This is a genomic window from Streptococcus sp. GMD6S, from assembly GCF_000297015.1.
This window is the reverse complement of record NZ_AJRH01000281.1, coordinates 1-20362: the sequence shown is the minus strand read 5'-3', so window position 1 is coordinate 20362 and position 20362 is coordinate 1. Positions and strand designations below refer to the sequence as shown.

Annotated in this window: 21 protein-coding genes, 2 tRNA genes, 1 pseudogene and 1 other annotated feature; of the genes and pseudogenes, 16 read left to right on the top strand and 8 right to left on the bottom strand. The window is 41.3% G+C overall.

The window, feature by feature from the left end:
- Window positions 1-167: 167 nt before the first annotated feature.
- The 8 genes from trpB (GMD6S_RS10435) (at window position 168) to trpA (ending at window position 8205) form a co-directional block, all read left to right on the top strand.
- Window positions 168-1346, top strand: a complete 1179-nt coding sequence (gene trpB / locus GMD6S_RS10435; RefSeq protein ID WP_000208434.1) for a tryptophan synthase subunit beta — start codon at window positions 168-170, stop codon at window positions 1344-1346.
- Window positions 1343-1568 (top strand) — a binding site (T-box leader). It overlaps the preceding gene by 4 nt.
- Window positions 1569-1945: 377 nt before the next feature.
- On the top strand, window positions 1946-3307 hold the full coding sequence (gene trpE, locus GMD6S_RS10425; RefSeq protein WP_000439662.1) for an anthranilate synthase component I: 1362 nt from the start codon (window positions 1946-1948) through the stop codon (window positions 3305-3307).
- The gene (locus tag GMD6S_RS10420; RefSeq protein ID WP_000601924.1) at window positions 3304-3870 is read left to right on the top strand and encodes an aminodeoxychorismate/anthranilate synthase component II; all 567 of its coding nucleotides are present in this window, start codon (window positions 3304-3306) and stop codon (window positions 3868-3870) included. The genes trpE and GMD6S_RS10420 overlap by 4 nt, the downstream gene beginning before the upstream one ends.
- A 10-nt stretch (window positions 3871-3880) precedes the next feature.
- The gene (gene trpD, locus GMD6S_RS10415; protein ID WP_000658672.1) at window positions 3881-4885 is read left to right on the top strand and encodes an anthranilate phosphoribosyltransferase; all 1005 of its coding nucleotides are present in this window, start codon (window positions 3881-3883) and stop codon (window positions 4883-4885) included.
- Window positions 4882-5649, top strand: coding sequence for an indole-3-glycerol phosphate synthase TrpC (trpC, locus tag GMD6S_RS10410; RefSeq protein WP_000076527.1), 768 nt, complete (start codon window positions 4882-4884; stop codon window positions 5647-5649). The genes trpD and trpC overlap by 4 nt, the downstream gene beginning before the upstream one ends.
- Window positions 5636-6235 (top strand): phosphoribosylanthranilate isomerase, encoded by a 600-nt coding sequence (locus GMD6S_RS10405; protein WP_000169870.1) that lies wholly within the window; start codon window positions 5636-5638, stop codon window positions 6233-6235. The genes trpC and GMD6S_RS10405 overlap by 14 nt, the downstream gene beginning before the upstream one ends.
- Window positions 6213-7436 (top strand): tryptophan synthase subunit beta, encoded by a 1224-nt coding sequence (gene trpB / locus GMD6S_RS10400; RefSeq protein WP_000331276.1) that lies wholly within the window; start codon window positions 6213-6215, stop codon window positions 7434-7436. The genes GMD6S_RS10405 and trpB (GMD6S_RS10400) overlap by 23 nt, the downstream gene beginning before the upstream one ends.
- Entirely contained in the window at window positions 7429-8205 is a 777-nt protein-coding gene (gene trpA / locus GMD6S_RS10395) for a tryptophan synthase subunit alpha (protein ID WP_001127017.1), read from the top strand. The genes trpB (GMD6S_RS10400) and trpA overlap by 8 nt, the downstream gene beginning before the upstream one ends.
- On the opposite strand, the pseudogene GMD6S_RS13165 reads toward trpA, so the two are convergent.
- Both GMD6S_RS13165 and GMD6S_RS10390 read right to left on the bottom strand, forming a co-directional pair.
- A pseudogene (locus tag GMD6S_RS13165) lies at window positions 8177-8263 on the bottom strand (prepilin peptidase); the annotation flags it as partial. The gene trpA and the pseudogene GMD6S_RS13165 sit on opposite strands and share 29 nt — an antisense overlap.
- Window positions 8264-8294: 31 nt before the next feature.
- Complete coding sequence (locus GMD6S_RS10390; protein WP_000687281.1) at window positions 8295-9194, bottom strand: helix-turn-helix transcriptional regulator; 900 nt, start codon at window positions 9192-9194, stop codon at window positions 8295-8297.
- A 78-nt stretch (window positions 9195-9272) separates the two neighbouring features.
- On the opposite strand from GMD6S_RS10390, the gene GMD6S_RS10385 reads away from it, so the two are divergent.
- Complete coding sequence (locus tag GMD6S_RS10385; RefSeq protein WP_000682684.1) at window positions 9273-9728, top strand: effector binding domain-containing protein; 456 nt, start codon at window positions 9273-9275, stop codon at window positions 9726-9728.
- Here the strand turns inward: GMD6S_RS10385 and GMD6S_RS10380 are convergent.
- Window positions 9717-10379, bottom strand: a complete 663-nt coding sequence (locus tag GMD6S_RS10380) for a prepilin peptidase (protein WP_000566520.1) — start codon at window positions 10377-10379, stop codon at window positions 9717-9719. The genes GMD6S_RS10385 and GMD6S_RS10380 overlap by 12 nt on opposite strands.
- A gap of 69 nt (window positions 10380-10448) precedes the next feature.
- Here GMD6S_RS10380 and GMD6S_RS10375 point away from each other — a divergent pair, with 69 nt between their 5' ends.
- Window positions 10449-10904, top strand: a complete 456-nt coding sequence (locus GMD6S_RS10375; protein WP_000155440.1) for a GNAT family N-acetyltransferase — start codon at window positions 10449-10451, stop codon at window positions 10902-10904.
- Window positions 10905-10952: 48 nt separating this feature from the next.
- On the opposite strand, the gene GMD6S_RS10370 is transcribed toward GMD6S_RS10375, so the two are convergent.
- A complete protein-coding gene (locus GMD6S_RS10370; protein WP_000209247.1) occupies window positions 10953-12098 on the bottom strand; it encodes a low temperature requirement protein A in 1146 nt (381 codons plus the stop codon).
- Window positions 12099-12910: 812 nt separating this feature from the next.
- On the opposite strand from GMD6S_RS10370, the gene GMD6S_RS10360 reads away from it, so the two are divergent.
- The gene (locus tag GMD6S_RS10360; RefSeq protein WP_001062783.1) at window positions 12911-14200 is read left to right on the top strand and encodes a membrane protein; all 1290 of its coding nucleotides are present in this window, start codon (window positions 12911-12913) and stop codon (window positions 14198-14200) included.
- Between the two features lie 9 nt (window positions 14201-14209).
- Window positions 14210-15298, top strand: coding sequence for an AI-2E family transporter (locus GMD6S_RS10355; RefSeq protein WP_001055016.1), 1089 nt, complete (start codon window positions 14210-14212; stop codon window positions 15296-15298).
- 140 nt (window positions 15299-15438) lie between these two features.
- On the opposite strand, the gene GMD6S_RS10350 is transcribed toward GMD6S_RS10355, so the two are convergent.
- The 4 genes from GMD6S_RS10350 to GMD6S_RS10335 all read right to left on the bottom strand — a co-directional run bounded on the left by GMD6S_RS10350 (window position 15439) and on the right by GMD6S_RS10335 (window position 18052).
- Window positions 15439-15511: transfer RNA gene (locus GMD6S_RS10350), tRNA-Lys, on the bottom strand.
- 62 nt (window positions 15512-15573) lie between these two features.
- The gene (locus tag GMD6S_RS10345) at window positions 15574-16089 is read right to left on the bottom strand and encodes a DUF308 domain-containing protein (RefSeq protein ID WP_000672739.1); all 516 of its coding nucleotides are present in this window, start codon (window positions 16087-16089) and stop codon (window positions 15574-15576) included.
- A gap of 354 nt (window positions 16090-16443) precedes the next feature.
- A tRNA-Lys gene (locus GMD6S_RS10340) sits at window positions 16444-16516 on the bottom strand.
- Window positions 16517-16780: 264 nt separating this feature from the next.
- Entirely contained in the window at window positions 16781-18052 is a 1272-nt protein-coding gene (locus GMD6S_RS10335; protein ID WP_001113238.1) for a replication-associated recombination protein A, read from the bottom strand.
- 115 nt (window positions 18053-18167) lie between these two features.
- On the opposite strand from GMD6S_RS10335, the gene GMD6S_RS10330 reads away from it, so the two are divergent.
- The 4 genes from GMD6S_RS10330 to GMD6S_RS10315 all read left to right on the top strand — a co-directional run.
- Window positions 18168-18638: a DUF3013 family protein gene (locus GMD6S_RS10330; RefSeq protein ID WP_000257133.1), complete on the top strand. Its 471-nt coding sequence runs from the start codon at window positions 18168-18170 to the stop codon at window positions 18636-18638.
- A 37-nt stretch (window positions 18639-18675) separates the two neighbouring features.
- Window positions 18676-19218: a hypothetical protein gene (locus tag GMD6S_RS10325; protein ID WP_000890355.1), complete on the top strand. Its 543-nt coding sequence runs from the start codon at window positions 18676-18678 to the stop codon at window positions 19216-19218.
- 49 nt (window positions 19219-19267) lie between these two features.
- Complete coding sequence (locus GMD6S_RS10320) at window positions 19268-19702, top strand: NUDIX hydrolase (protein ID WP_000421346.1); 435 nt, start codon at window positions 19268-19270, stop codon at window positions 19700-19702.
- 136 nt (window positions 19703-19838) lie between these two features.
- A partial coding sequence (locus GMD6S_RS10315) for a 50S ribosomal protein L11 methyltransferase (protein ID WP_000860550.1) occupies window positions 19839-20362 on the top strand: 524 nt, incomplete at its 3' end.

Genomic DNA, 20362 nt, shown 5'->3' with positions numbered 1-20362 from the left:
CAAAGAGCAAACTAGGAAACTAGCCGCAGGCTGTACTTGAGTACGGCAAGGCGACGTTGACGTGGTTTGAATTGGATTTTCGAAGAGTATTAAGTTCTATCTGTAGCTCCTTGCCTATTACTAAAAGCAAACAAAAAGCCGAATTAATATGGAAAGAGGAAAAATTTATGACAACTAAAGGTTATTTTGGACAATTTGGTGGTAGTTTTGTACCGGAGCCGATTCAGGCTTTGTTGGATGAGTTGGAAATGACTTTTGACAAATACAAGGATGATCCAGAGTTTTTGGCAGAATTTCGCCATTATTTGAAGGATTATTCTGGTCGTGAAACACCGCTCTATTTTGCGGAAAGTTTAACAGACCACCTAGGTGGAGCTAAGATTTATCTCAAGCGCGAAGACCTTAATCACCTTGGTTCTCACAAGCTCAACAATGTTTTAGGACAAATTCTTCTTGCCAAACGTATGGGCAAAAAACGAGTGATCGCAGAAACAGGAGCTGGTCAGCACGGTGTTGCGACAGCAGCTGCTGCAGCCAAGTTTGGTATGGCCTGTGATGTCTATATGGGGGCAGAGGATGTTGAGCGTCAACGTCTCAATGTTTTCCGTATGGAGATGATGGGAGCAACTGTTCACGCAGTTGAAACGGGAACGCGAACTCTCAAGGATGCGGTTGATGCAGCCTTTGGAGAATGGATGAATGACCTTGAAGCATTCTACGTTTTGGGATCTGCTGTAGGACCTCATCCTTATCCTACCATTGTCCATGAATTCCAAAAGGTCATCAGTGAGGAATCTCGTCGTCAAATCTTAGAAAAAGAAGGCCGTTTACCAGACTACGTCATTGCCTGTGTAGGTGGTGGTTCGAATGCCATCGGTGCTTTTTCGCAGTATGTGGCTGATGAAGAAGTCAAATTGGTTGGGGTCGAAGCTGCCGGTCACGGACTTGACACAGACAAGCATGCAGCCACTATGACAAAGGGTAGTGTCGGAATTGTCGATGGTATGAAGACCTATGCAGTCTTTAAGGAAGACGGAGAGCTGGCGCCAGTTTACTCTATCTCAGCTGGTTTGGACTATCCAGGGGTTGGCCCAGAACACGCCTACTTTAAAGATTCAGGTCGCGTGGAATATGTGGCAGCGACAGACGAAGAAGCTGTTCAAGCCTTGCTCCTTCTTAGTAAGACAGAAGGGATTATCCCAGCGATTGAAAGTTCGCACGCCATCGCAGAAGCGGTTAAACGTGCACCGAAACTAAGTAAAGATGACATTATCATCATCAATGTCTCTGGTCGTGGAGACAAGGACGTAGCTGCGATTGCAGACTACCTAGAAGCTAAGAAATAAGAGATGGAAAAATTACAGTACTTTCTTTCCCAGAGAGCTTGTGGTTGCTGGAAACAAGCAGAGAAAGCTGTAAGGTTGGGTCCATCTGAAACGAGAGAAGAAAACATAATTCTCAAGGGAGTGCCCTTTATCGCACAGCCTGTTACAGGAAAGTTCTGAGACAGGAATGAGAGATAGGAGAAATCCTATAATTGAGGTGGCACCGCGAATTTCGTCCTCACGCAAGTTATTTTGCGTGGGGATTTTTATATATTTATCGTAGATATGGTCATCAGTTTTAAATTATGCTTCATCAATAGATAGATTTCTATAAAATATTTGCAAACGAAGTGAGCATTGAAACGCTATTTCCCGCCATAGTGGTATTCTAGAGAAGCAAAGATGCTTCTCTAGAACGGAATTTTTGAGAGTAAAATAGTTCGGGGAACTATTTTAGCTTGAGCCTAGAAATGAATGAGCGAGGAGCTCGAAAATTAGGTCTTTCATTTTATGGTTTTCTAAAATCATCCACTGGATAATTTTACCTCCCGTCCGCACTATTTAAGGGAAATAGAAAAAAGACAAAAAATTAAAAATAAGAAACTGAAAGGGAAATTACAATGGAACGAATCATTCATGGAGATGTCTTATCACCAATCTTGGCTTATATGCGCCTAAAGGGGCAACACAAGGTTATCCTAGAGAGCATTCCGAGAGACAAGGAAACCGCTCGTTTTTCTATCCTAGCCTATAATCCAGTTTTTGAGATTCAGTTTGAAAATGGGGTCCTCTATCAAAATGGGCAAGTGATTGATCGGGATCCCTTGGATTTCCTTTATGAAGTGACTCATAAGAGCCAACACCATTCAGATCTCCCTTTTGGTGGGGGAGCTATTGGCTTTGTCGGTTACGATATGATTTCTCTTTATGAAGAAATTGGCCAAATCCCTGAGGATACCATTGGAACGCCAGACATGCATTTCTTTGTCTATGAGAGTTATATGGTCTTTGACCACAAGAAAGAAAAAATTCATGTCATAGAGGATGCTCTTTATAGCGATCGCAGTCAAGAAGATTTGGAAAAAGCCTTGAACCAAGTGCTTGAGGAATTACGCATTCCTGCTCCAAATGAATTTGAAGATTTGGATCTATCTCCGTTGAACTTCAAACCGCATATCGCTCCTCAGAAGTTTGAGGAAATGGTGGAAACTTCTCGTGACTTGATTCGTAATGGTGATATGTTCCAATGCGTGCTCAGCCAGCGTTTCTCAGCAGAAGTTACTGGAAATCCATTTGACTTCTACAGAAATCTCCGCGTGACCAATCCATCTAATTACCTCTATTTCTATGATTTTGGGGATTATCAAATCATCGGTGCTAGTCCTGAAAGTTTGGTTTCTGTCAAAAATGGCATTGTGACAACTAATCCGATTGCGGGAACGCGACCAAGAGGAGCTACGGATGAAGAGGATAAGGCCTTGGCGACAGACCTGCTTTCTGATGAGAAGGAAACAGCAGAACATCGGATGTTAGTAGATTTGGGACGCAATGATATTGGTCGCATCTCTGAAACGGCCAGTGTTCAAGTCACCAAGTATATGGAAGTGGAGCTCTTCCGCTATGTCATGCATTTGACCAGCGTGGTCAAGGGACGTTTGCTTCCAGGCCTCACTGCCATGGATGCCTTGAAAGCTACACTTCCAGCTGGAACAGTGTCAGGAGCACCAAAGATTCGGGCCATGAGACGGATCTATGAACTGGAAACGGAAAAACGAGGCCTATACGCAGGAGCAATCGGCTACTTGTCTGCGACGGGTGATATGGATTTAGCCATTGCCATCCGAACTATGATTCTCAAAGATCAAACAGCCTATGTGCAGGCTGGGGCAGGGATTGTCTATGACTCCATCTCCCAAAACGAATACCAAGAAACCATTAACAAGGCTAAATCTATGACTAGAATTGGAGAACTAAGACCATGATTTTATTGATTGACAACTATGATTCTTTTACCTATAACTTGGCGCAGTACATTGGGAATTTTGCAGAAGTGCAGGTCTTGAGAAATGATGATTCCAAGCTGTATGAAGAAGCTGAAAAAGCAGATGGTCTGGTCTTTTCTCCCGGTCCTGGTTGGCCAGTGGATGCCGGAAAGATGGAAGACATGATCCGTGACTTTGCTGGCAAGAAGCCGATTCTTGGGATTTGTTTGGGCCACCAAGCCATCGCAGAAGTCTTTGGTGGAAAGCTAGGTTTGGCTCCCAAGGTCATGCATGGGAAACAGAGCCATATCAGCTTTGAAGCGCCATCTGTTCTCTATCAAGGCATTGAGGATGGTCGTCCAGTCATGCGTTATCACAGTATTTTGATTGAAGAAATGCCAGAAGGCTTTGAAGTGACAGCTCGTTCGACTGATGATCAAGCTATTATGGGAATTCAACACAAAAGCCTGCCGATTTATGGTTTCCAGTACCATCCAGAAAGTATCGGAACGCCAGATGGCTTGTCTTCTATTCGGAATTTTATCGAGAAGGTTGTAAAGTGAGGAAACTAGGATGAAAGAGATTATTGAAAAACTAGCAAAATTTGAACATTTATCAGGTGTGGAAATGACGGACGTCATTGAGCGTATCGTAACTGGGCGTGTAACCGAAGCGCAGATTGCTTCTCTCCTTTTAGCTCTTAAGATGAAGGGGGAAACACCGGAAGAGCGCACAGCCATTGCACAAGTCATGAGAGGGCATGCCCAACACATTCCAACTGAGATACATGATGCAATGGACAACTGTGGTACAGGTGGGGACAAGTCTTTCAGCTTTAACATTTCAACAACTGCGGCCTTTGTCTTGGCTGGTGGTGGCATTCACATGGCTAAGCACGGTAACCGTTCGATTTCTTCTAAATCGGGTTCGGCAGATGTCCTTCAAGCATTGGGCATCAATCTTGACCTCAAACCAGCTGAACTAGGTAAGGTTTTTGATAAAACTGGCATCGTCTTTCTCTTTGCTAAAAATATGCACCCAGCTATGAAATACATCATGCCAGCTCGTTTAGAACTAGGAATTCCAACGATCATGAACTTGACTGGTCCACTGATTCACCCAATGGCCTTGGAAACACAGTTGCTTGGTATTAGTCGTCCAGAACTTCTAGAAAGCACTGCTCAGGTTTTGAAAAATATGGGTCGTAAACGTGCCATCGTGGTTGCTGGACCAGAAGGCTTGGATGAAGCTGGTTTGAATGGAGCTACCAGCATTGCCCTTCTTGAGAATGGCAAAATCACCTTGTCAAGCTTTACTCCAGAAGATTTGGGGATGGAACGCTACGCTATCGAAGATATCCGTGGTGGCAATGCTCAGGAAAATGCAGAAATTTTGCTCAGCGTTCTTCAAAACGAACCAAGTCCATTCTTGGAAACGACAGTTTTAAATGCTGGTCTTGGTTTCTATGCCAATGGTAAGGTAGCTAGTATCAAGGAAGGAGTTGCCTTGGCTCGTCAAGTAATTGCTAGTGGCAAGGCCCTTGAAAAGCTCAGACTGTTACAGGAGTACCAAAAATGAGTCAGGAATTTTTAGCACGAATTTTGGAGCAGAAGGCGCGTGAGGTCGAGCAGATGGAGCTGGAGGAAGTCCATCCCTTGCGCCAGACCTATCGCTTGGCAGCATTTTTGAAGAATCACCAGGACCGTTTGCAGGTAATCGCTGAAGTCAAGAAAGCTAGCCCTAGTCTGGGAGATATCAATCTCGATGTGGATATTGTGCAACAGGCCCAGACTTATGAAGCGAACGGCGCAGTGATGATTTCGGTTTTGACAGATGAAGTTTTCTTTAAAGGGCATTTGGATTATTTACGTGAGATCTCCAGTCAGGTAAACATTCCAACGCTCAACAAGGACTTTATCATCGATGAAAAGCAAATCATCCGTGCTCGCAATGCCGGCGCGACAGTTATCTTGCTAATTGTCGCTGCCTTGTCAGAAGAACGCCTCAAGGAACTGTATGACTACGCGACAGAGCTTGGTCTGGAAGTCTTGGTGGAGACTCACAATCTAGCTGAACTAGAGGTAGCCCACAGACTTGGTGCCCAGATTATTGGGGTTAACAACCGCAACTTGACCACCTTTGAAGTCGACTTGCAGACCAGTGTAGACTTGGCCCAGCACTTTAAGGAAGATCGTTATTACATTTCTGAATCTGCTATTTTCACAGGGCAGGATGCGGAACGCGTTGCACCATACTTTAACGGAATTTTGGTGGGAACAGCTCTCATGCAGGCAGAAGATGTAGCCCAGAGAATCAAGGAGTTGCAGATTGACAAAGGTTAAGATTTGTGGATTGTCGAACAAAGAAGCGGTAGAGACAGTCGTATCAGCAGGGGCAGACTATATCGGTTTTGTCTTTGCACCTAGTAAAAGACAGGTGACCTTGGAAGAGGCTGCAGAGCTGGCAAAGCTCATTCCTGTTAACGTTAAAAAGGTTGGTGTATTTGTTTCACCAAGTCGGGCAGAATTACTAGAAGCGATTGACAAAGTTGGCTTGGACTTGATTCAAGTTCATGGTCAGGTAGCGGATGATTTGTTTGAGGATTTATCTTGTGCCAGTATTCAGGCTGTGCAGGTGGATGGAAATGGTCATGTGCCTAATTCTCAGGCGGATTATCTCCTCTTTGATGCCCCTGTGGCTGGGAGTGGTAAGACCTTTGACTGGGGTCAACTGGATACGTCTGGACTAGCCCAGCCATTTTTCATCGCAGGTGGGCTTAATGAAGACAATGTAGCAAAAGCAATTCAACACTTTACTCCCTATGCAGTAGATGTATCGAGTGGAGTGGAGACAGATGGACAGAAAGATCATGAAAAGATTAGAAGATTTATAGAGAGGGTAAAGCATGGCATATCAAGAACCAAATAAAGATGGATTTTACGGAAAATTCGGCGGACGTTTCGTCCCAGAAACATTGATGACAGCAGTTTTGGAGTTGGAAAAAGCCTACCGTGAAAGTCAGGCAGACCCAAGTTTCCAAGAGGAATTAAACCAGCTCTTACGCCAGTATGTAGGACGTGAAACTCCCCTTTACTACGCAAAAAACTTGACCCAGCATATCGGAGGAGCCAAGATTTACCTCAAACGGGAAGACCTCAACCATACAGGGGCTCACAAGATTAATAATGCCTTGGGACAGGTTCTTCTGGCTAAACGCATGGGTAAAAAGAAAATTATCGCTGAAACTGGTGCTGGTCAGCACGGTGTGGCAACTGCAACAGCTGCAGCCCTCTTTAACATGGAATGTACCATCTACATGGGTGAGGAAGATGTTAAACGCCAAGCCCTTAATGTCTTCCGTATGGAGCTTTTGGGAGCCAAGGTTGAGGCTGTGACTGATGGTTCGCGCGTGCTCAAGGATGCGGTCAATGCAGCCCTTCGTTCATGGGTAGCTAATATCGATGATACCCACTATATTCTTGGTTCTGCCTTGGGGCCTCATCCATTCCCAGAAATTGTTCGTGATTTCCAAAGTGTCATTGGTCGAGAAGCTAAACAACAGTATCGCGATATGACAGGTCAAGATCTGCCAGATGCCCTAGTAGCCTGTGTTGGTGGTGGTTCTAATGCTATCGGTCTCTTCCATCCCTTTGTAGAAGATGAGTCTGTAGCCATGTATGGGGCTGAAGCAGCAGGACTTGGTGTGGATACAGAGCACCACGCAGCTACCTTGACCAAGGGCCGTCCAGGTGTTCTTCACGGTTCCCTCATGGATGTGCTCCAAGATGCCCATGGTCAAATTCTTGAAGCCTTCTCTATCTCAGCAGGTTTGGACTATCCTGGTATCGGTCCAGAACATTCACACTACCACGATATTAAACGTGCCAGCTATGTTCCTGTGACAGACGAAGAAGCCTTGGAAGGATTCCAACTCTTGTCTCGTGTGGAAGGAATTATCCCAGCCTTGGAATCTAGCCATGCCATTGCCTTTGCAGTGAAATTAGCCAAAGACCTCGGACCAGACAAGTCTATGATTGTCTGCCTATCTGGACGAGGGGACAAGGATGTGGTTCAAGTCAAAGACCGCTTGGAAGCAGATGCAGCAAAGAAGGGAGAAGCCCATGCCTAAGACACTAACAGAAAAATTGAATGCTATCAAAGCAGCTGGAAAAGGAATTTTCGTTCCCTATATCATGGCTGGAGACCACGAGAAAGGTTTGGATGGTCTCGGTGAAACAATCCACTTTTTAGAAGATTTGGGTGTTTCAGCCATTGAAGTGGGTATTCCCTTTTCAGACCCTGTTGCAGATGGCCCTGTTATCGAAGAAGCAGGTTTGCGCAGTCTAGCTCATGGGACTTCTACCCAGGCTTTGGTTGAAACCTTGAAAACCATTCAGACTGAGGTGCCACTGGTCATCATGACCTACTTCAACCCCCTCTTTCAGTATGGTGTTGAGAACTTTGTCAAAGATTTGGCAGATACAGCCGTTAAGGGTTTGATTATCCCAGACCTGCCTCATGAGCATGCCAACTTTGTAGAGCCATTTTTAGCAGATACAGACATGGCCTTGATTCCCCTAGTTAGCTTGACCACAGGCCTTGAACGACAAAAAGAATTGATCAAGGGAGCAGAAGGCTTCGTCTATGCTGTTGCCATCAATGGGGTGACAGGGAAGTCAGGAAATTACCGTGCAGACTTGGACAAGCACCTGGCGCAATTGCATCAAGTAGCTGACATCCCAGTCTTGACAGGATTTGGTGTGTCTAGTCAAGAAGACGTAGAACGCTTCAATGCGGTGTCAGATGGTGTTATCGTCGGTTCGAAAATTGTAAAAGCTCTCCACCAAGGAGAGCCAATTGAGGACTTTATCAAACAAGCAGTAGCTTACCAAAAATAATCACGCAAGCAGCAAGTAAGAGGAAAGGCACAAAAGGAAGTCTTTCCTTTTTCTTTTGAGAATATAAGTTCATGAATGACAGTTGAATATTAGTTTGGGTATTGCTTATGAATGGTATCTATATAGTTGGTGAAATGTTTTAGGAAATGCTTAGGAGATATAACAGTGATGTATTTTCCAAAAGCAAGCAAGGTATTGTATCCCCAATCATTGTCGTTTAACGGATAAGTAATCTCGTAAATATCGCTATTAATAGGTTTTATGGCATTATAGCCTAAGAGTTCCACAAATCGATCAAGAACAATTTTCTGGACATGCAGGATGACAGGTACTTTGTTTTCATTCATCCAAGCACCACCATCATAGGGAAGTGCTGTAAAATGTCTTTTTGAAAAAGTATCGGAGAGAGTAAGTTCACTAATTCTAGCAACTTTAAAAACAGAAAAACGCGCTTTATCAGTATCGTAGGCATCCATATACCAACTCCGGTCCTTATAGACAATACGGTAAGGCTCACAATTTTTTTGACTCACCAGTCCTTGTGAATTAATATAGGAAAATTTTATTTTTACTCTACCTCTGATAGCTTCCAATAACTTAAAAATCAAAGTTCGTATTTCCAAGTTCCCTTGAGATAGAGATAAATCAATTTCGAAATCAGAGTATGTATTGGTAGCATTTAATTTCAATATAGCATTGAAAGTAGAGGCATCTTCCAATACTTGATAACGGCTTTTTAAACCAGATTCGATCGAAAGCCTTTCGGATTGGGTCAGGGGAGATTTATCAGTTTGGAAGTCTTCCATAAGAAAAATGCCTCCATTTTTTCCTTTCATTACATAGAGAGGAATGCCTGCAAGAGATAAATCATCAATATCTCTCATAATAGTTCGTGTGCTGACTTTAAAAAGTTCTGATAATTCTTTAGCTGTTGTTTTTCGTTTATTTACTAAATGAGAAATAATCCCCATTTGACGGTCGATTTTCATAATTTTCTCCTTAAATATGACAGATAGTTGTCATATTACTTTTGTTATGATTATACCATAAAGAAAGGAGTTCATATAATGAAACATCAAACTAAACCATCGTTTACCTTAGTTGGCAAGAGTATTTTGATAGAAGGAACTACAGTTCATGAACATCACTATTCTAAAGAGAAAACGGCATTCTATACTCAGTTATTTAAAGAAGGAATGCTAGGAAAATTGATGCCCCATTCTCTAGATAAAAGAGGCTATGCTTTGATAGTTCCTCATAAAGATGGTATACAATACTACGCAGGAGTTGCGGCAAATAATGCTGTGGCAGGTTACGAAAGCATTCTTGTCCCAGAGAAAGATTATTTAGTAAGCTCAGCCAGTGGTGATAAATCAAGACTCTTGTTTGATAAATTGGAGGATAACTTTTTTGAGGGAGAATATAGCTCGCTTTACAATGATGGAATTATCTTAGAAATACTTTTAAACGGTAATCCCATGGATGCAGAAGTTGAGCTTTGGGTTCCCAATTCAACAAACTAATAAGAACTGATAGAAAATTATTATAGTCGCAGCAAGTAAGAGGAAAGGCACAAAAGGAAGTCTTTTCTTTTTCTTTTGCGAAAGAAAGGCTAAAATCCCTGCTGCCGAAGAGAACTGAATCAAGATGAGTAATTCTGTCACACTAAAAACGAGCGCACAAGAAGCCAGAAATAGAAAATCTCCTGCTCCCATGCGGATATCGATAAAATGGGCCATGATTCCGAGGACAAGGAAGAAAATCATAACCAGATTCCAGCCAGAGCAGGCCATGAGGATTAGGTGGAACGTCAGCCAGACTAGTAAGGGATATTCCTGATGGCGAAAGTCGTAGATGCCCAAGGTTGAGCCAGCAGTGATTAGGATGGCTTGACCCAAGGAAATCCAACCCAAAGACCAAGTCAGAAAGAGGAGTCCTAAGCCGAATTCAAAAAGGGCATACCAGAATGGATAGCGAATCTTGCAGTAGCGACAGCGAAAGCGATTGAAGACCTGCGAGAGAATAGGAATCAAATCTGAGGGACGCAAGCGAGTCTGACAGGAATCACAGTGACTAGCCGGTCGAATAATGGATTGCTCAGGAAAACGGTCAATGACCAAACCCAAGAAGGAAGCGAGAATGCTCCCGACAAGAAAAAAATAAAGATCAATCATACTTATCTATTCGTAAAAAATAGAAGAAGTAGTATAATAAAGAAACATTGATAAGATGGTGAGGTCAAGATGACAATTCGTTTTGAAGAAAATGTGAGCATAGAAAATGCTCAGCTCGTATGCCAATGGTCCAACTCCCTTGGCAAATCCTTTCAAGAACAATGGATGGGAACAATGATTCCTTTTCCCTTAACAATTCAAATCTTGCAAGATTTGAAAGGAATCTTTTCAATCTTTGATGGACAAGAGTTTGTGGGGCTTATCCAGAAAATCAGGCTAGAAGACAGGAATCTTCATATCGGGAGATTTTTTATCAATCCCCAGAAACAGGGGCAGGGCTTAGGTAGCCAGGCTTTAAGGAAATTTGTTAGTTTGGCCTTTGAAAATGAAGACATAGACACTATTTCTCTAAATGTCTACGAGGCAAATCAAACAGCTTACAAGCTTTACCAAAAAGAAGGATTTGAAACCGTTCAAATGGTTGAAGTACCTATACGAAAATACCTTATGAAAAAGTTTAGGTAGAAAGCAAAAAAGCCTTGGTTCCCAAAGCTTTTTTATGTTATAAACTCATTAAAATAATCCCCAGTTAGATTTGGAATATTTTTTATTCTGTGTCATATAAAAATAAATAAAATGAATGGCTATAGCTAGAGCTAAAATGGTTGTTATACTCACTACTATTATAGGATTAGAAGCAAAGATTAAAGAGAGAATCAAGGCAGCCAGATAGAGTGTCGCTTGGACACAGTAGTAACTTTTCGAATAGCGAAGATAGTGTTTGTTATGGGGCCCATTTACTAGGACAGCAGCTTGAAAGAGGCCAAATCCGATATAAGAGAAGCTGGTTGCAAAGAGACGATTAGCTTCAGGATTCAGAAGAAAACTCATCGAAACGGTCATCATCATAAGTCCAATGAAAATAGGATAGTGACTGTAAATTAGAAATAGTCCCTTTTGATTAGATTTTTCATCAATAGCATGGTCGAATTGACCAAAATAAAACAAGAACAGAGAAATCATAATAATGAAATAAAGAACCGAATAAATCGAGAAATTCTCGATTGTAAAGAAGTTAGCTAGCTCCGTAATCATCTCTCCAAACGTAATAATGACAAGAAGGGAGATGCGCTCGATTAAATGGGGGAGATTTACCTGGTAATGCTTATCTTTATTAAGCAAGATACTTGGCATAATAAATGTTAGCAGAATACTAGCAAATAAGATATAGACTCTAAGGTAAATAGGAAGAAGAGCTGCTAGATAGAATCCTAAACTTCCTAGACCTGTTATCCATAGAAAACCTTTGATACTTTCCCGATTAGCATCATCGGTTGATTTTCTAAAAAATTCAACCAAATATTGAAAAAATAAGGTAAGGGTTAATGTACCAATAGCCCAACAGAGATAATGAAAATATTGTTGCCAATCAGGTCCAATCATATTGGCTATAAAGAGTAAAATTCCCATTTTGATAAACATGATTACTATGTTAAATAAAGAGTTCTTTCCATAGCGATTGGTATAATCGGTTTGAATCATCCAGGAATCGATGAGAAACAAAGTAGCAATGAAAAAATCAAGGAAAGAATTCCAAGTCAAAATACCGTTATGAAGATGGTCAATTAAAGTAGTTACTTTTGAAATTGCAAAAACAAAAACTAGGTCATAAAAAAGTTCTGAAAATTCTACACGTTTATGTTTAATAAGAGTTGTCATCTTAAGACATTTCTATTTTAGAAGTACAATTTATTATAACATAAAATGGTAATAAAAAAAAAGGAGATGCTTAAATAACTTCATGTGACGCGAATGAACTGCGCCACAAAAGTTAGGTTTTTTCTGTCTAACTTTTGGGGTGCAGTTCAGAAGGGGTGTTTTTTCTATCGTTTTTTAGTGCTAAGACTACACAAAAAAGCCTTGATTCCAAGGCTTTTCCTGTTGTATGTAGATGCCCCCATGGATTTGGGAGACTATATCATCTTGAAAGTAATTAAAAAGTTGAAATTTAAGTGATTTTCGGAAGGTACTTTTAGGTATTTCAATGTCATGATTTAAAAATGGGGCAAAAGTGGGGCAAAAACCATACAGATTCTAAACTGTATGGTTCTTTTTTTATCTAACCAAGAAAGGTTAAAACTTATTAAAACAAATGCAATCAACTGTTGAAAACTTTTTAGTCCGTGTAATATAAAAACAAGTAAAAAGTTGAACTATAGGGAATATTGTGTCATAATAGGTAATAGATGAATAATTAATAGATTGGAAATAATGCTTTCTTACCTTAACAAGTTGAATTGGTTATACATTTTTTCGTCGCAATTGTGTCTATCTCTCGAGTTTAGCTAGTTTTTATAAGCTCTGGCTTCTAATCAATATAACAAATTTTAGAAGTGCATAAGACAAGATGGTGACATTACTACAGTCATTTCTAGTCACCATATGTTGCTGGCACAGGCTGTTTGTAGTGTTGGCTATTTACTAGTCAGTTTAATCGGAGTGTTTAATTTTTATTGTTGAAAGGTTTTTATATGGCGAAAATTCTATCTTTAGGTCTGACAGGTAAGAAATTACTTGCTCAGGGGTTCTTGTTTGTTCTGCTAGGTCTCATCTTGATGGTCACGGGGACTTGGTTGCCAGTAAAGGTTATTCGACTGGTTCTGTTTTTAGCTTGGATAGCAACGGTCTTAGATTTAGTATTACGTATTTTCAAAAAAAGTCAGTCAACGGACACCTTGGGAGTTGCACTGGTTAAATTGTTAGTGCTGGGATATTTGCTTGGCTCCAATCTTGCGACGGATGTGCCGATTTATATTTTGGCTCTTGTGATTGGAGTTTATCAGATTTTTCATGCTAGTATTAACCTTGTCACCTATGTTCTCTACCGCAAAAACAAAATTCGACCTCGTTTTCGTCTCTTACTAGATGGACTCGTACTAGTTTTTCTTGGTGGGACTAGTCTTTTGTCCTCTACAGGAAATTCTGTCTTTCAACTCTTTGTATTAGGGGCTTATTTTTTCCTTTATGGTGTGTCCAATATCCGTGATGGTTTCTTGTTTGAGGAGGAAATTGGGAAAAACCATCTCAAACGTCGCATTAGAATTAGCTTACCTATTGTCCTAGCCGCTCTCATCCCTGCAAGAACTTTAGCAAAAATCAACAAATTCATGCAGGAAAATGCTGATGAGAGAGAGGATATCCATCTTGGAATGGTGAAGTCTGGTAAGACAGCGGAGCTTGAAATTTTTGTTCATACAGCTGAGACCTCTCTGTTTTCGGCAATTGGTCATGTGGATATCTGCTATCAAGGCCGTGTTATTTCTTATGGCAACTATGATCCGTCTTCTGAGACCTTATTTGGCATGGTAGGAGATGGTGTCTTATATTTCTGTGATCGTGACAAGTACATTGACCTATGTAAACGTGAGAGTCAAAAAACGCTTTTTGGTTATGGGATAGATTTGACGCCTGAAATGGAAAAAGCAGTTCAGAAAAAGTTGGCTGAATTGAAACAACTGACGATTCCATGGGAGCCAAGTGCAGATAAAATCATGACAGGTGATGGTAAGGAAGACTACACCTACGCTTATAAAATCAGACATGAGACAGATGGGGAACTTTATAAATTTATCAAATCTAAGTTTAAATCCTACTTTGTCTTATCTACAAACTGTGTGCTCTTGGCTGATACCATAGTCGGTCAGGCTGGCACCGATATCCTCTCACCCAAAGGATTTATCGCTCCAGGAACTTACCAAGCCTACCTTAATCGAGAGTTTGAAAAACCAAATAGTATAGTCGTATCTAAACATGTTTATTAAGGAGAATTTATGAACTTAGTAAAAAAATACACCCCGTTAATACTTTTTATAGGGCTGGTTGCTCTTGTAATTCTGAATGCATCGAGCTTTATATCAGGAGCAATCTCTCTCTTTGATGTAATATCAACCTTGATTTATGGTGCTGTTATTGCTTTTGTGCTTAATGTTCCTATGAAAAAAATTGAACAGTACTTAGTTAAATTGAAGGTAAAGGCAGAGTTGCGTCGTCCGATTGCCATGGTACTTGTTTTCCTAGCTCTTATCTTAATCGTGATTGCTCTTTTGGTTTTGGTGCTGCCAACCCTAGCCCAGACTATTAGTCAGCTGGGAACAGTCCTTTCAACAGTCCTTACTCAACTTGGGAAATTGCTAGGCAGCTCGGAATTTGTAACCAAAGACATGTTGTCAACTATCGTATCAGGCATACAGGGACAATCTAGTTCTATTAGCCAAGCTTTGATAGGTTTTTTATCAGGTCTGACTAGTAATATCGGCAATATTTTTTCAAGTTTGATGAATGCCTTTTTGATTATAGTCTTCACCTTTTTATTTTTATCCAGTAAGGAACATTTGGCAGCGATGACGAGTCGACTTCTAAAAGTTTTTCTTCCAGAGAAGGTGGTGATAAAGTTGACTTACATTGGACAAGTAGCACTAGAGACTTATGACCAATTTTTGATGAGTCAGCTGATTGAAGCAGTTATCATAGGAGTTATGATAGCGGTTGGTTACAGCGTGTTTGGGATACCCTATGGAGTAATGACAGGTATCTTTGCAGGAGTGCTATCGTTCATTCCTTATGTAGGGCCTATGATTGCTTGTGTTGTGGGAGCGATTTTTATCTTCACAGTGAGTCCTACTCAAGCCTTACTTTCTCTTCTTCTATATCAAATCATACAACTGATTGAGGGAAATCTTATCTATCCCAAAGTTGTGGGTCAATCTATTGGCTTACCAGCCCTTTTCACGCTTGCGGCTGCTAGTATCGGAGGGAATCTTTTCGGACTACTTGGAATGATATTCTTTACCCCCGTATTTGCTGTTATCTATCGACTGGTTAAAGAATTTGTCGTTGCAAAGGAAAATCAGGTAGATTAAGAAAAACTAAATTTAATAAGATATACTGAGAAGAGAGTGAGAGATTCTCTTCTCTTTTATTTTTAAATACTTTTCTACAAAAAGCTATTAGACGTTAAAAAAAGCCTTGGTTTCAAGGCTTATTTCTGTTGATTTAGATGTGCCCCCTGCAGGGCTCGAACCTGCGCCCCATAGCTTAAGAGTCTACTGCTCTACCAACTGAGCTAAGGAGGCAACAGAAAAAGCTGAGAATGTAACTTCCCAGCTATTTTAATATGCCCAAAATGGCAGCTAGATTATTTACGAAAGGCATCAAGGATATAGGTGAAACCAACAATTAAAAATGCAAAGGCAACGACATAAACGACAAAGACACTTGTAGCTACTGGATTGAACAAAATCACTAGACCTAGTAAAAATGCAAGCAACGCTATCCACATGATATGGTTGCCAATAATAGGGAAAATCAATCCCAGACGATTGCCTTTAAAGAAAGCTATAATGGCTTCTACAATTAACCAAATTCCTAAAATAGTTGGAATGACAACTGGCAGCGTCACAAAGCCATAGGCAACGAGGTAAAGAGCTAAGAGAAGATTAACAATCCCTTGGAAAAGATGAGCTGGTGAGCGAAGCTCTTTTGGTACAGAGAAATAGCCTAAAATAGCTGCTATAGAAGAAACCAGTAAACCAAATGCAATCCACCAGCTGTAAGCAACAAGATTAGCTACTGGGTTTGTAAATAGGAAAAGTCCTAAAAGGACAAAAACAACTCCTGCAAGGAATAGCAGTAAACGATTAGAAAATTTCATTTCAATACCCCCTATATAGTATAGTATAGTTTGATAATAAAAATATTATACACCTTTTTAGAGGAAATGTCAATAAACAAAATGGAAAATTTGGAAGTTTCAGTCTGATTTATGAAAAGAAAATCAGTTTTTATTATTTTGAAAATAAAAAGAGAAGATAAAATTTGTCTTCTCTACATGAAAATATTGTATGGCATCAAAGCAAAAGTAACTGGCTTTACACTATTTGTTAAGATGTAATTTGATTCAAAAAGAAAAGATAGATTTAAAATGTGGGACAAATGATGGGGTAAATCAGTTATAGACAAGCAAAAAAAGCCTTGATTTACAAGGCTTTTTCCTGTTGTATTTAGATGCCCCCTACAGGGATCGAACCTGTGACCCACGGATTAAGAGTCCGCTGCTCTGCCAGCTGAGCTAAGGAGGCAAAGAAAAAAGCTGTATTGGTGCCGAAACTTCACGGTTTGTATTGAACCCGCGCAATTAAGCAGGTGGGCAACTCGCTCTAACTGAAGCTGTTTCCGTATGAGACGGCCTACATGCTGTTAGAAGACTTTTGTTTCCCTAATAATACAAAAAATAGTCGGTCAACACTTAAGTGTGAAGTCGTACACCACAGCGTTTCTATGTTTATATAATACCACTTTTTCAAAAAAAATCAAGAGGAAAGTGCAATTTTTTGAAAAGGATTTCAGATTTTTCGCAAACGGTCGATAGCTTCCTTTCTTTGAGCCAAAGCCCGTTCATATTTACCAGTATCTTCTGCTTGGAAATAGTGATGATTACGAATTTTTTCTGGTAGATAGTCTTGCTTGACCCAATTTCCAGGATAGTTGTGTGGATAGAGATAGTTTTGGGCGTTCCCAAGTTCCTTGCTTCCACTGTAGTGGCCATCGCGCAGGTGTCGAGGGATAGGCAAATGCCCTGATGTTTTGAGATCAGCAAGGGCCTTGTCCATCGCCACATAGGCTGAGTTGGATTTTGGAGAAAGGGCCAAGTCAATCACGACATTGGCAATGAGAATGCGGGCTTCTGGGAACCCAATCTTCTGGGCAGCATCCAGAGCAGTCACAGTGTGAATCTGGGCTTCAGGATTGGCCAAACCGATATCTTCATAGGCGATAACGGTCAAGCGACGAGCGAGACTTGGCAGATCCCCAGCCTCAATCAAGCGGGCAGCATAGTGAAGACTGGCATCAACATCTGAGCCACGGATAGACTTTTGCAGGGCAGATAGAACATCATAGTGACCGTCTCCATCCTTGTCCATAGTGATGTAGCTTCTCTGAAGACTATTTTCCATGATGTCTAGAGTGATATGGCGAATGCCCTTATCATTCTCAGGGGTAGAAAGAACAGCCAAATCCAGTGAGTTAAAGGCAGAGCGCAGGTCTCCGTTTGTAGAGGTTGCGATGAAGTCCAGCGCATCCTCATCTAGTTCTACTGGAAAATCAAAACCACGCTCAGGGTTACTTAGAGCTATCTGTAGAGCCTCTTTGACTTCTTGGTTAGACAGAGGTTCCAACTCAAAAATTTGAACACGGCTACGAATGGCAGGAGTGACAGAAAAGAAAGGATTTTCAGTTGTAGCCCCAATCATGATGACTAGTCCACTTTCCAAAAGAGGCAAGAGGAAATCTTGCTTGGTTTTATCTAGTCTATGAATCTCGTCTAGTAGCAGTACAAGGCCACCTGAGAATTTAGCTTCTTCAGCAATCTCTTGGAGCCGTTTTTTACTATCAACAGTGGCATTGAAGGTCCGAAAGGCATACTTGGTTGTTCCAGCGATGGCAGAGGCGATACTGGTTTTGCCGATTCCTGGAGGTCCGTAGAGAATCATGGAAGACAGACGATTGGCTTCCACCATACGACGGATAATTTTTCCAGGTCCTACCAGATGCTTTTGACCGATGACTTGGTCGATAGTTTTAGGGCGCATGCGAAGCGCGAGATTGTCTGGCATAGCAGTCCTTTCTAACATGGATTTTCTGATGTATATGTGGTAAGATGGTAGTATCTATTTTAGCATATTTCCGAGCAATCAGGGCGATTAAAGAGTCGCATAGAAAGAGGACAAAATGGCAACATACGGATTTTTAGATGTTTTACAGGAAGAGTTGGACAAGAACTTTCCTTTTGATTATGAGATTAGTTGGGACAAGCGCAACCACGCGGTTGAAGTGAGTTTTCTTTTGGAAGCACAAAACGCTGCAGGTGTGGAGATGGTGGACGAGGACGGAGAGGTATCATCAGACGATATCCTCTTTGAGGAAGCAGTTCTTTTCTACAATCCTGCAAAGTCAACGGTTAACGCAGAAGACTATTTAACAGTCATCCCTTACCTGCCTAAAAAAGGATTTTCTCGTGAATTTTTAGCTTATTTTGCACTTTTCCTCAAAGATACTGCCGAGGTTGGGCTGGATGCCCTCATGGACTTTTTGGAAGACCCAGAAGCAGAAGAGTTCGTCATGGAATGGAACCAAGAAGTCTTTGAAGAAGGAAAAGTCGGTTTGGAAGAGGGAGAGTTTTATCCTTATCCGAGATACTAGGAAACTTTAAAAATAAGGAATTCAAAGAGGAGAGAGCATGTTAGAGAAAATCAAACAAATTTTTATGAGAAAGTCAGATAAATCTGAGTTTTCTTCCTCTTCTCTTCCTCGCAATCGCTTTGCGGATCTAGATTTCGAGCGAGTATTGAAGTTTGGAACTCGTCGCCTCGTTAATGAGGAGGGACTCTACGCAGAGGATGGTAAAATCACAGAACTTGAATTTCCTGAAGATTTTGCGGAATTTGAATTTCTAGTTGGTTTTAAGACGGAGGAAGAAGAGCAGTTTCAACAACTATTAGCTCGTTTAAATAGTATTGACAATGCCATTCAGTCTTGTTTGGAAAGTGAGATGCAACAACCCATCCCTCAGTTTGCCAAGGATTTGGGCTATACTCAGAAGAGGTGGGAAAGGACATTTTACTTCCATCCTTGGGTATTAAGTTTTGAGGAAAATCCGCCTAATCTTCGCTATGTTGCAGATTATGTAAATGATGAGTTTACCGTTTATTTTGCTAAAAAACATGGTAGATGGCAGGCATACTGGGATGCAGATTGCCAAAAGGTGATTGAAGAAAGCTAGCTAGGGGTTTTCTATAGAGTAGTAGTTATGATAAGAAAAGGTCATCATCATGGAATTATTGGATAAACACTTGGATTTTACGGGTTGTAAAATTGCCCTCTTTTGTGGAGATAAGCTACTGACCATCTTGCGTGATGACAAGGACAATATCCCTTGGCCCAATATGTGGGAATTGCCAGGTGGTGGTCGCGAAGGGGACGAAAGTCCTTTCGAGTGCGCAGCGCGTGAAGTTTATGAAGAACTAGGAATTCATCTGACTGAGGATTGCCTGCTCTGGAGCAAGGTCTACCCCAGCATGCTCTATGAAGGTCGGCAGTCTGTCTTTATGGTCGGTCAGCTAAGTCAAGAACAATTCGACAATATCAACTTTGGAGATGAAGGACAGGCTTATAAGCTGATGAGCATTGAGGAATTTTTGAATTCTAAACAAGCTGTGCCTCAGCTACAGGCGAGATTGAGGGATTATTTAAAAGAAAGTGAATAGAAAGGATGGTTCGGTTAAATTTCTAAACTGAACCCGCCCTAAACACTGTGCCAAAAAGATAAACTTCTCATAGACACAAGCGTCTTCAGAGAATTTCCTATTTGGCTTTGTGCATGACGGGCTTGGTATCTTAATTATGAAAACATGGCAAGAGTTAAAAGTAACGGTTAAGCGTGAGGGGGAGGAGCTGGTCTCCAATCTCTTGATTGAGTTAGGTGCCCAAGGTGTTGCGATCGAAGACAGCATGGACTATGTGGGGAATGTCGACCGTTTTGGTGAGATTTTTCCAGAGGTCGAGCAGCAAGAAGAAATCATTGTGACAGCCTACTACCCTGATACGGTTGATGTGGCAGTGGTTGAGGCAGATTTGCAGGCTCGCTTAGAAGAATTGACGGATTTTATGGATTTGGGAGATGTCAAGATGGGCACGACTGCCTTGGCTGAGGAAGACTGGGCTGACAACTGGAAGAAATACTATGAGCCAGCTCGCATCACTCATGATTTGACCATCGTGCCATCTTGGACAGACTATGAGGCGACTGCTGGAGAAAAGATTATCAAGCTGGATCCAGGCATGGCCTTTGGGACTGGGACGCATCCAACGACCAAGATGAGCCTTTTTGCCTTGGAGCAGGTTCTTCGTGGTGGCGAAACGGTGCT

Coding starts and splice junctions, on each gene's coding strand:
- GMD6S_RS10360 (WP_001062783.1), top strand. CDS start 12,911: ATGGCGAAAATTCTATCTTTAGGTCTGACAGGTAAGAAATTACTTGCT.
- GMD6S_RS10380 (WP_000566520.1), bottom strand. CDS start 10,379: ATGATTGATCTTTATTTTTTTCTTGTCGGGAGCATTCTCGCTTCCTTC.
- trpE (WP_000439662.1), top strand. CDS start 1,946: ATGGAACGAATCATTCATGGAGATGTCTTATCACCAATCTTGGCTTAT.
- GMD6S_RS10325 (WP_000890355.1), top strand. CDS start 18,676: ATGTTAGAGAAAATCAAACAAATTTTTATGAGAAAGTCAGATAAATCT.
- GMD6S_RS10345 (WP_000672739.1), bottom strand. CDS start 16,089: ATGAAATTTTCTAATCGTTTACTGCTATTCCTTGCAGGAGTTGTTTTT.
- trpA (WP_001127017.1), top strand. CDS start 7,429: ATGCCTAAGACACTAACAGAAAAATTGAATGCTATCAAAGCAGCTGGA.
- GMD6S_RS10385 (WP_000682684.1), top strand. CDS start 9,273: ATGAAACATCAAACTAAACCATCGTTTACCTTAGTTGGCAAGAGTATT.
- GMD6S_RS10370 (WP_000209247.1), bottom strand. CDS start 12,098: ATGACAACTCTTATTAAACATAAACGTGTAGAATTTTCAGAACTTTTT.
- trpC (WP_000076527.1), top strand. CDS start 4,882: ATGAGTCAGGAATTTTTAGCACGAATTTTGGAGCAGAAGGCGCGTGAG.
- GMD6S_RS10390 (WP_000687281.1), bottom strand. CDS start 9,194: ATGAAAATCGACCGTCAAATGGGGATTATTTCTCATTTAGTAAATAAA.
- trpB (WP_000331276.1), top strand. CDS start 6,213: ATGGCATATCAAGAACCAAATAAAGATGGATTTTACGGAAAATTCGGC.
- GMD6S_RS10375 (WP_000155440.1), top strand. CDS start 10,449: ATGACAATTCGTTTTGAAGAAAATGTGAGCATAGAAAATGCTCAGCTC.
- GMD6S_RS10330 (WP_000257133.1), top strand. CDS start 18,168: ATGGCAACATACGGATTTTTAGATGTTTTACAGGAAGAGTTGGACAAG.
- GMD6S_RS10320 (WP_000421346.1), top strand. CDS start 19,268: ATGGAATTATTGGATAAACACTTGGATTTTACGGGTTGTAAAATTGCC.
- GMD6S_RS10335 (WP_001113238.1), bottom strand. CDS start 18,052: ATGCCAGACAATCTCGCGCTTCGCATGCGCCCTAAAACTATCGACCAA.
- GMD6S_RS10355 (WP_001055016.1), top strand. CDS start 14,210: ATGAACTTAGTAAAAAAATACACCCCGTTAATACTTTTTATAGGGCTG.
- GMD6S_RS10420 (WP_000601924.1), top strand. CDS start 3,304: ATGATTTTATTGATTGACAACTATGATTCTTTTACCTATAACTTGGCG.
- trpD (WP_000658672.1), top strand. CDS start 3,881: ATGAAAGAGATTATTGAAAAACTAGCAAAATTTGAACATTTATCAGGT.
- trpB (WP_000208434.1), top strand. CDS start 168: ATGACAACTAAAGGTTATTTTGGACAATTTGGTGGTAGTTTTGTACCG.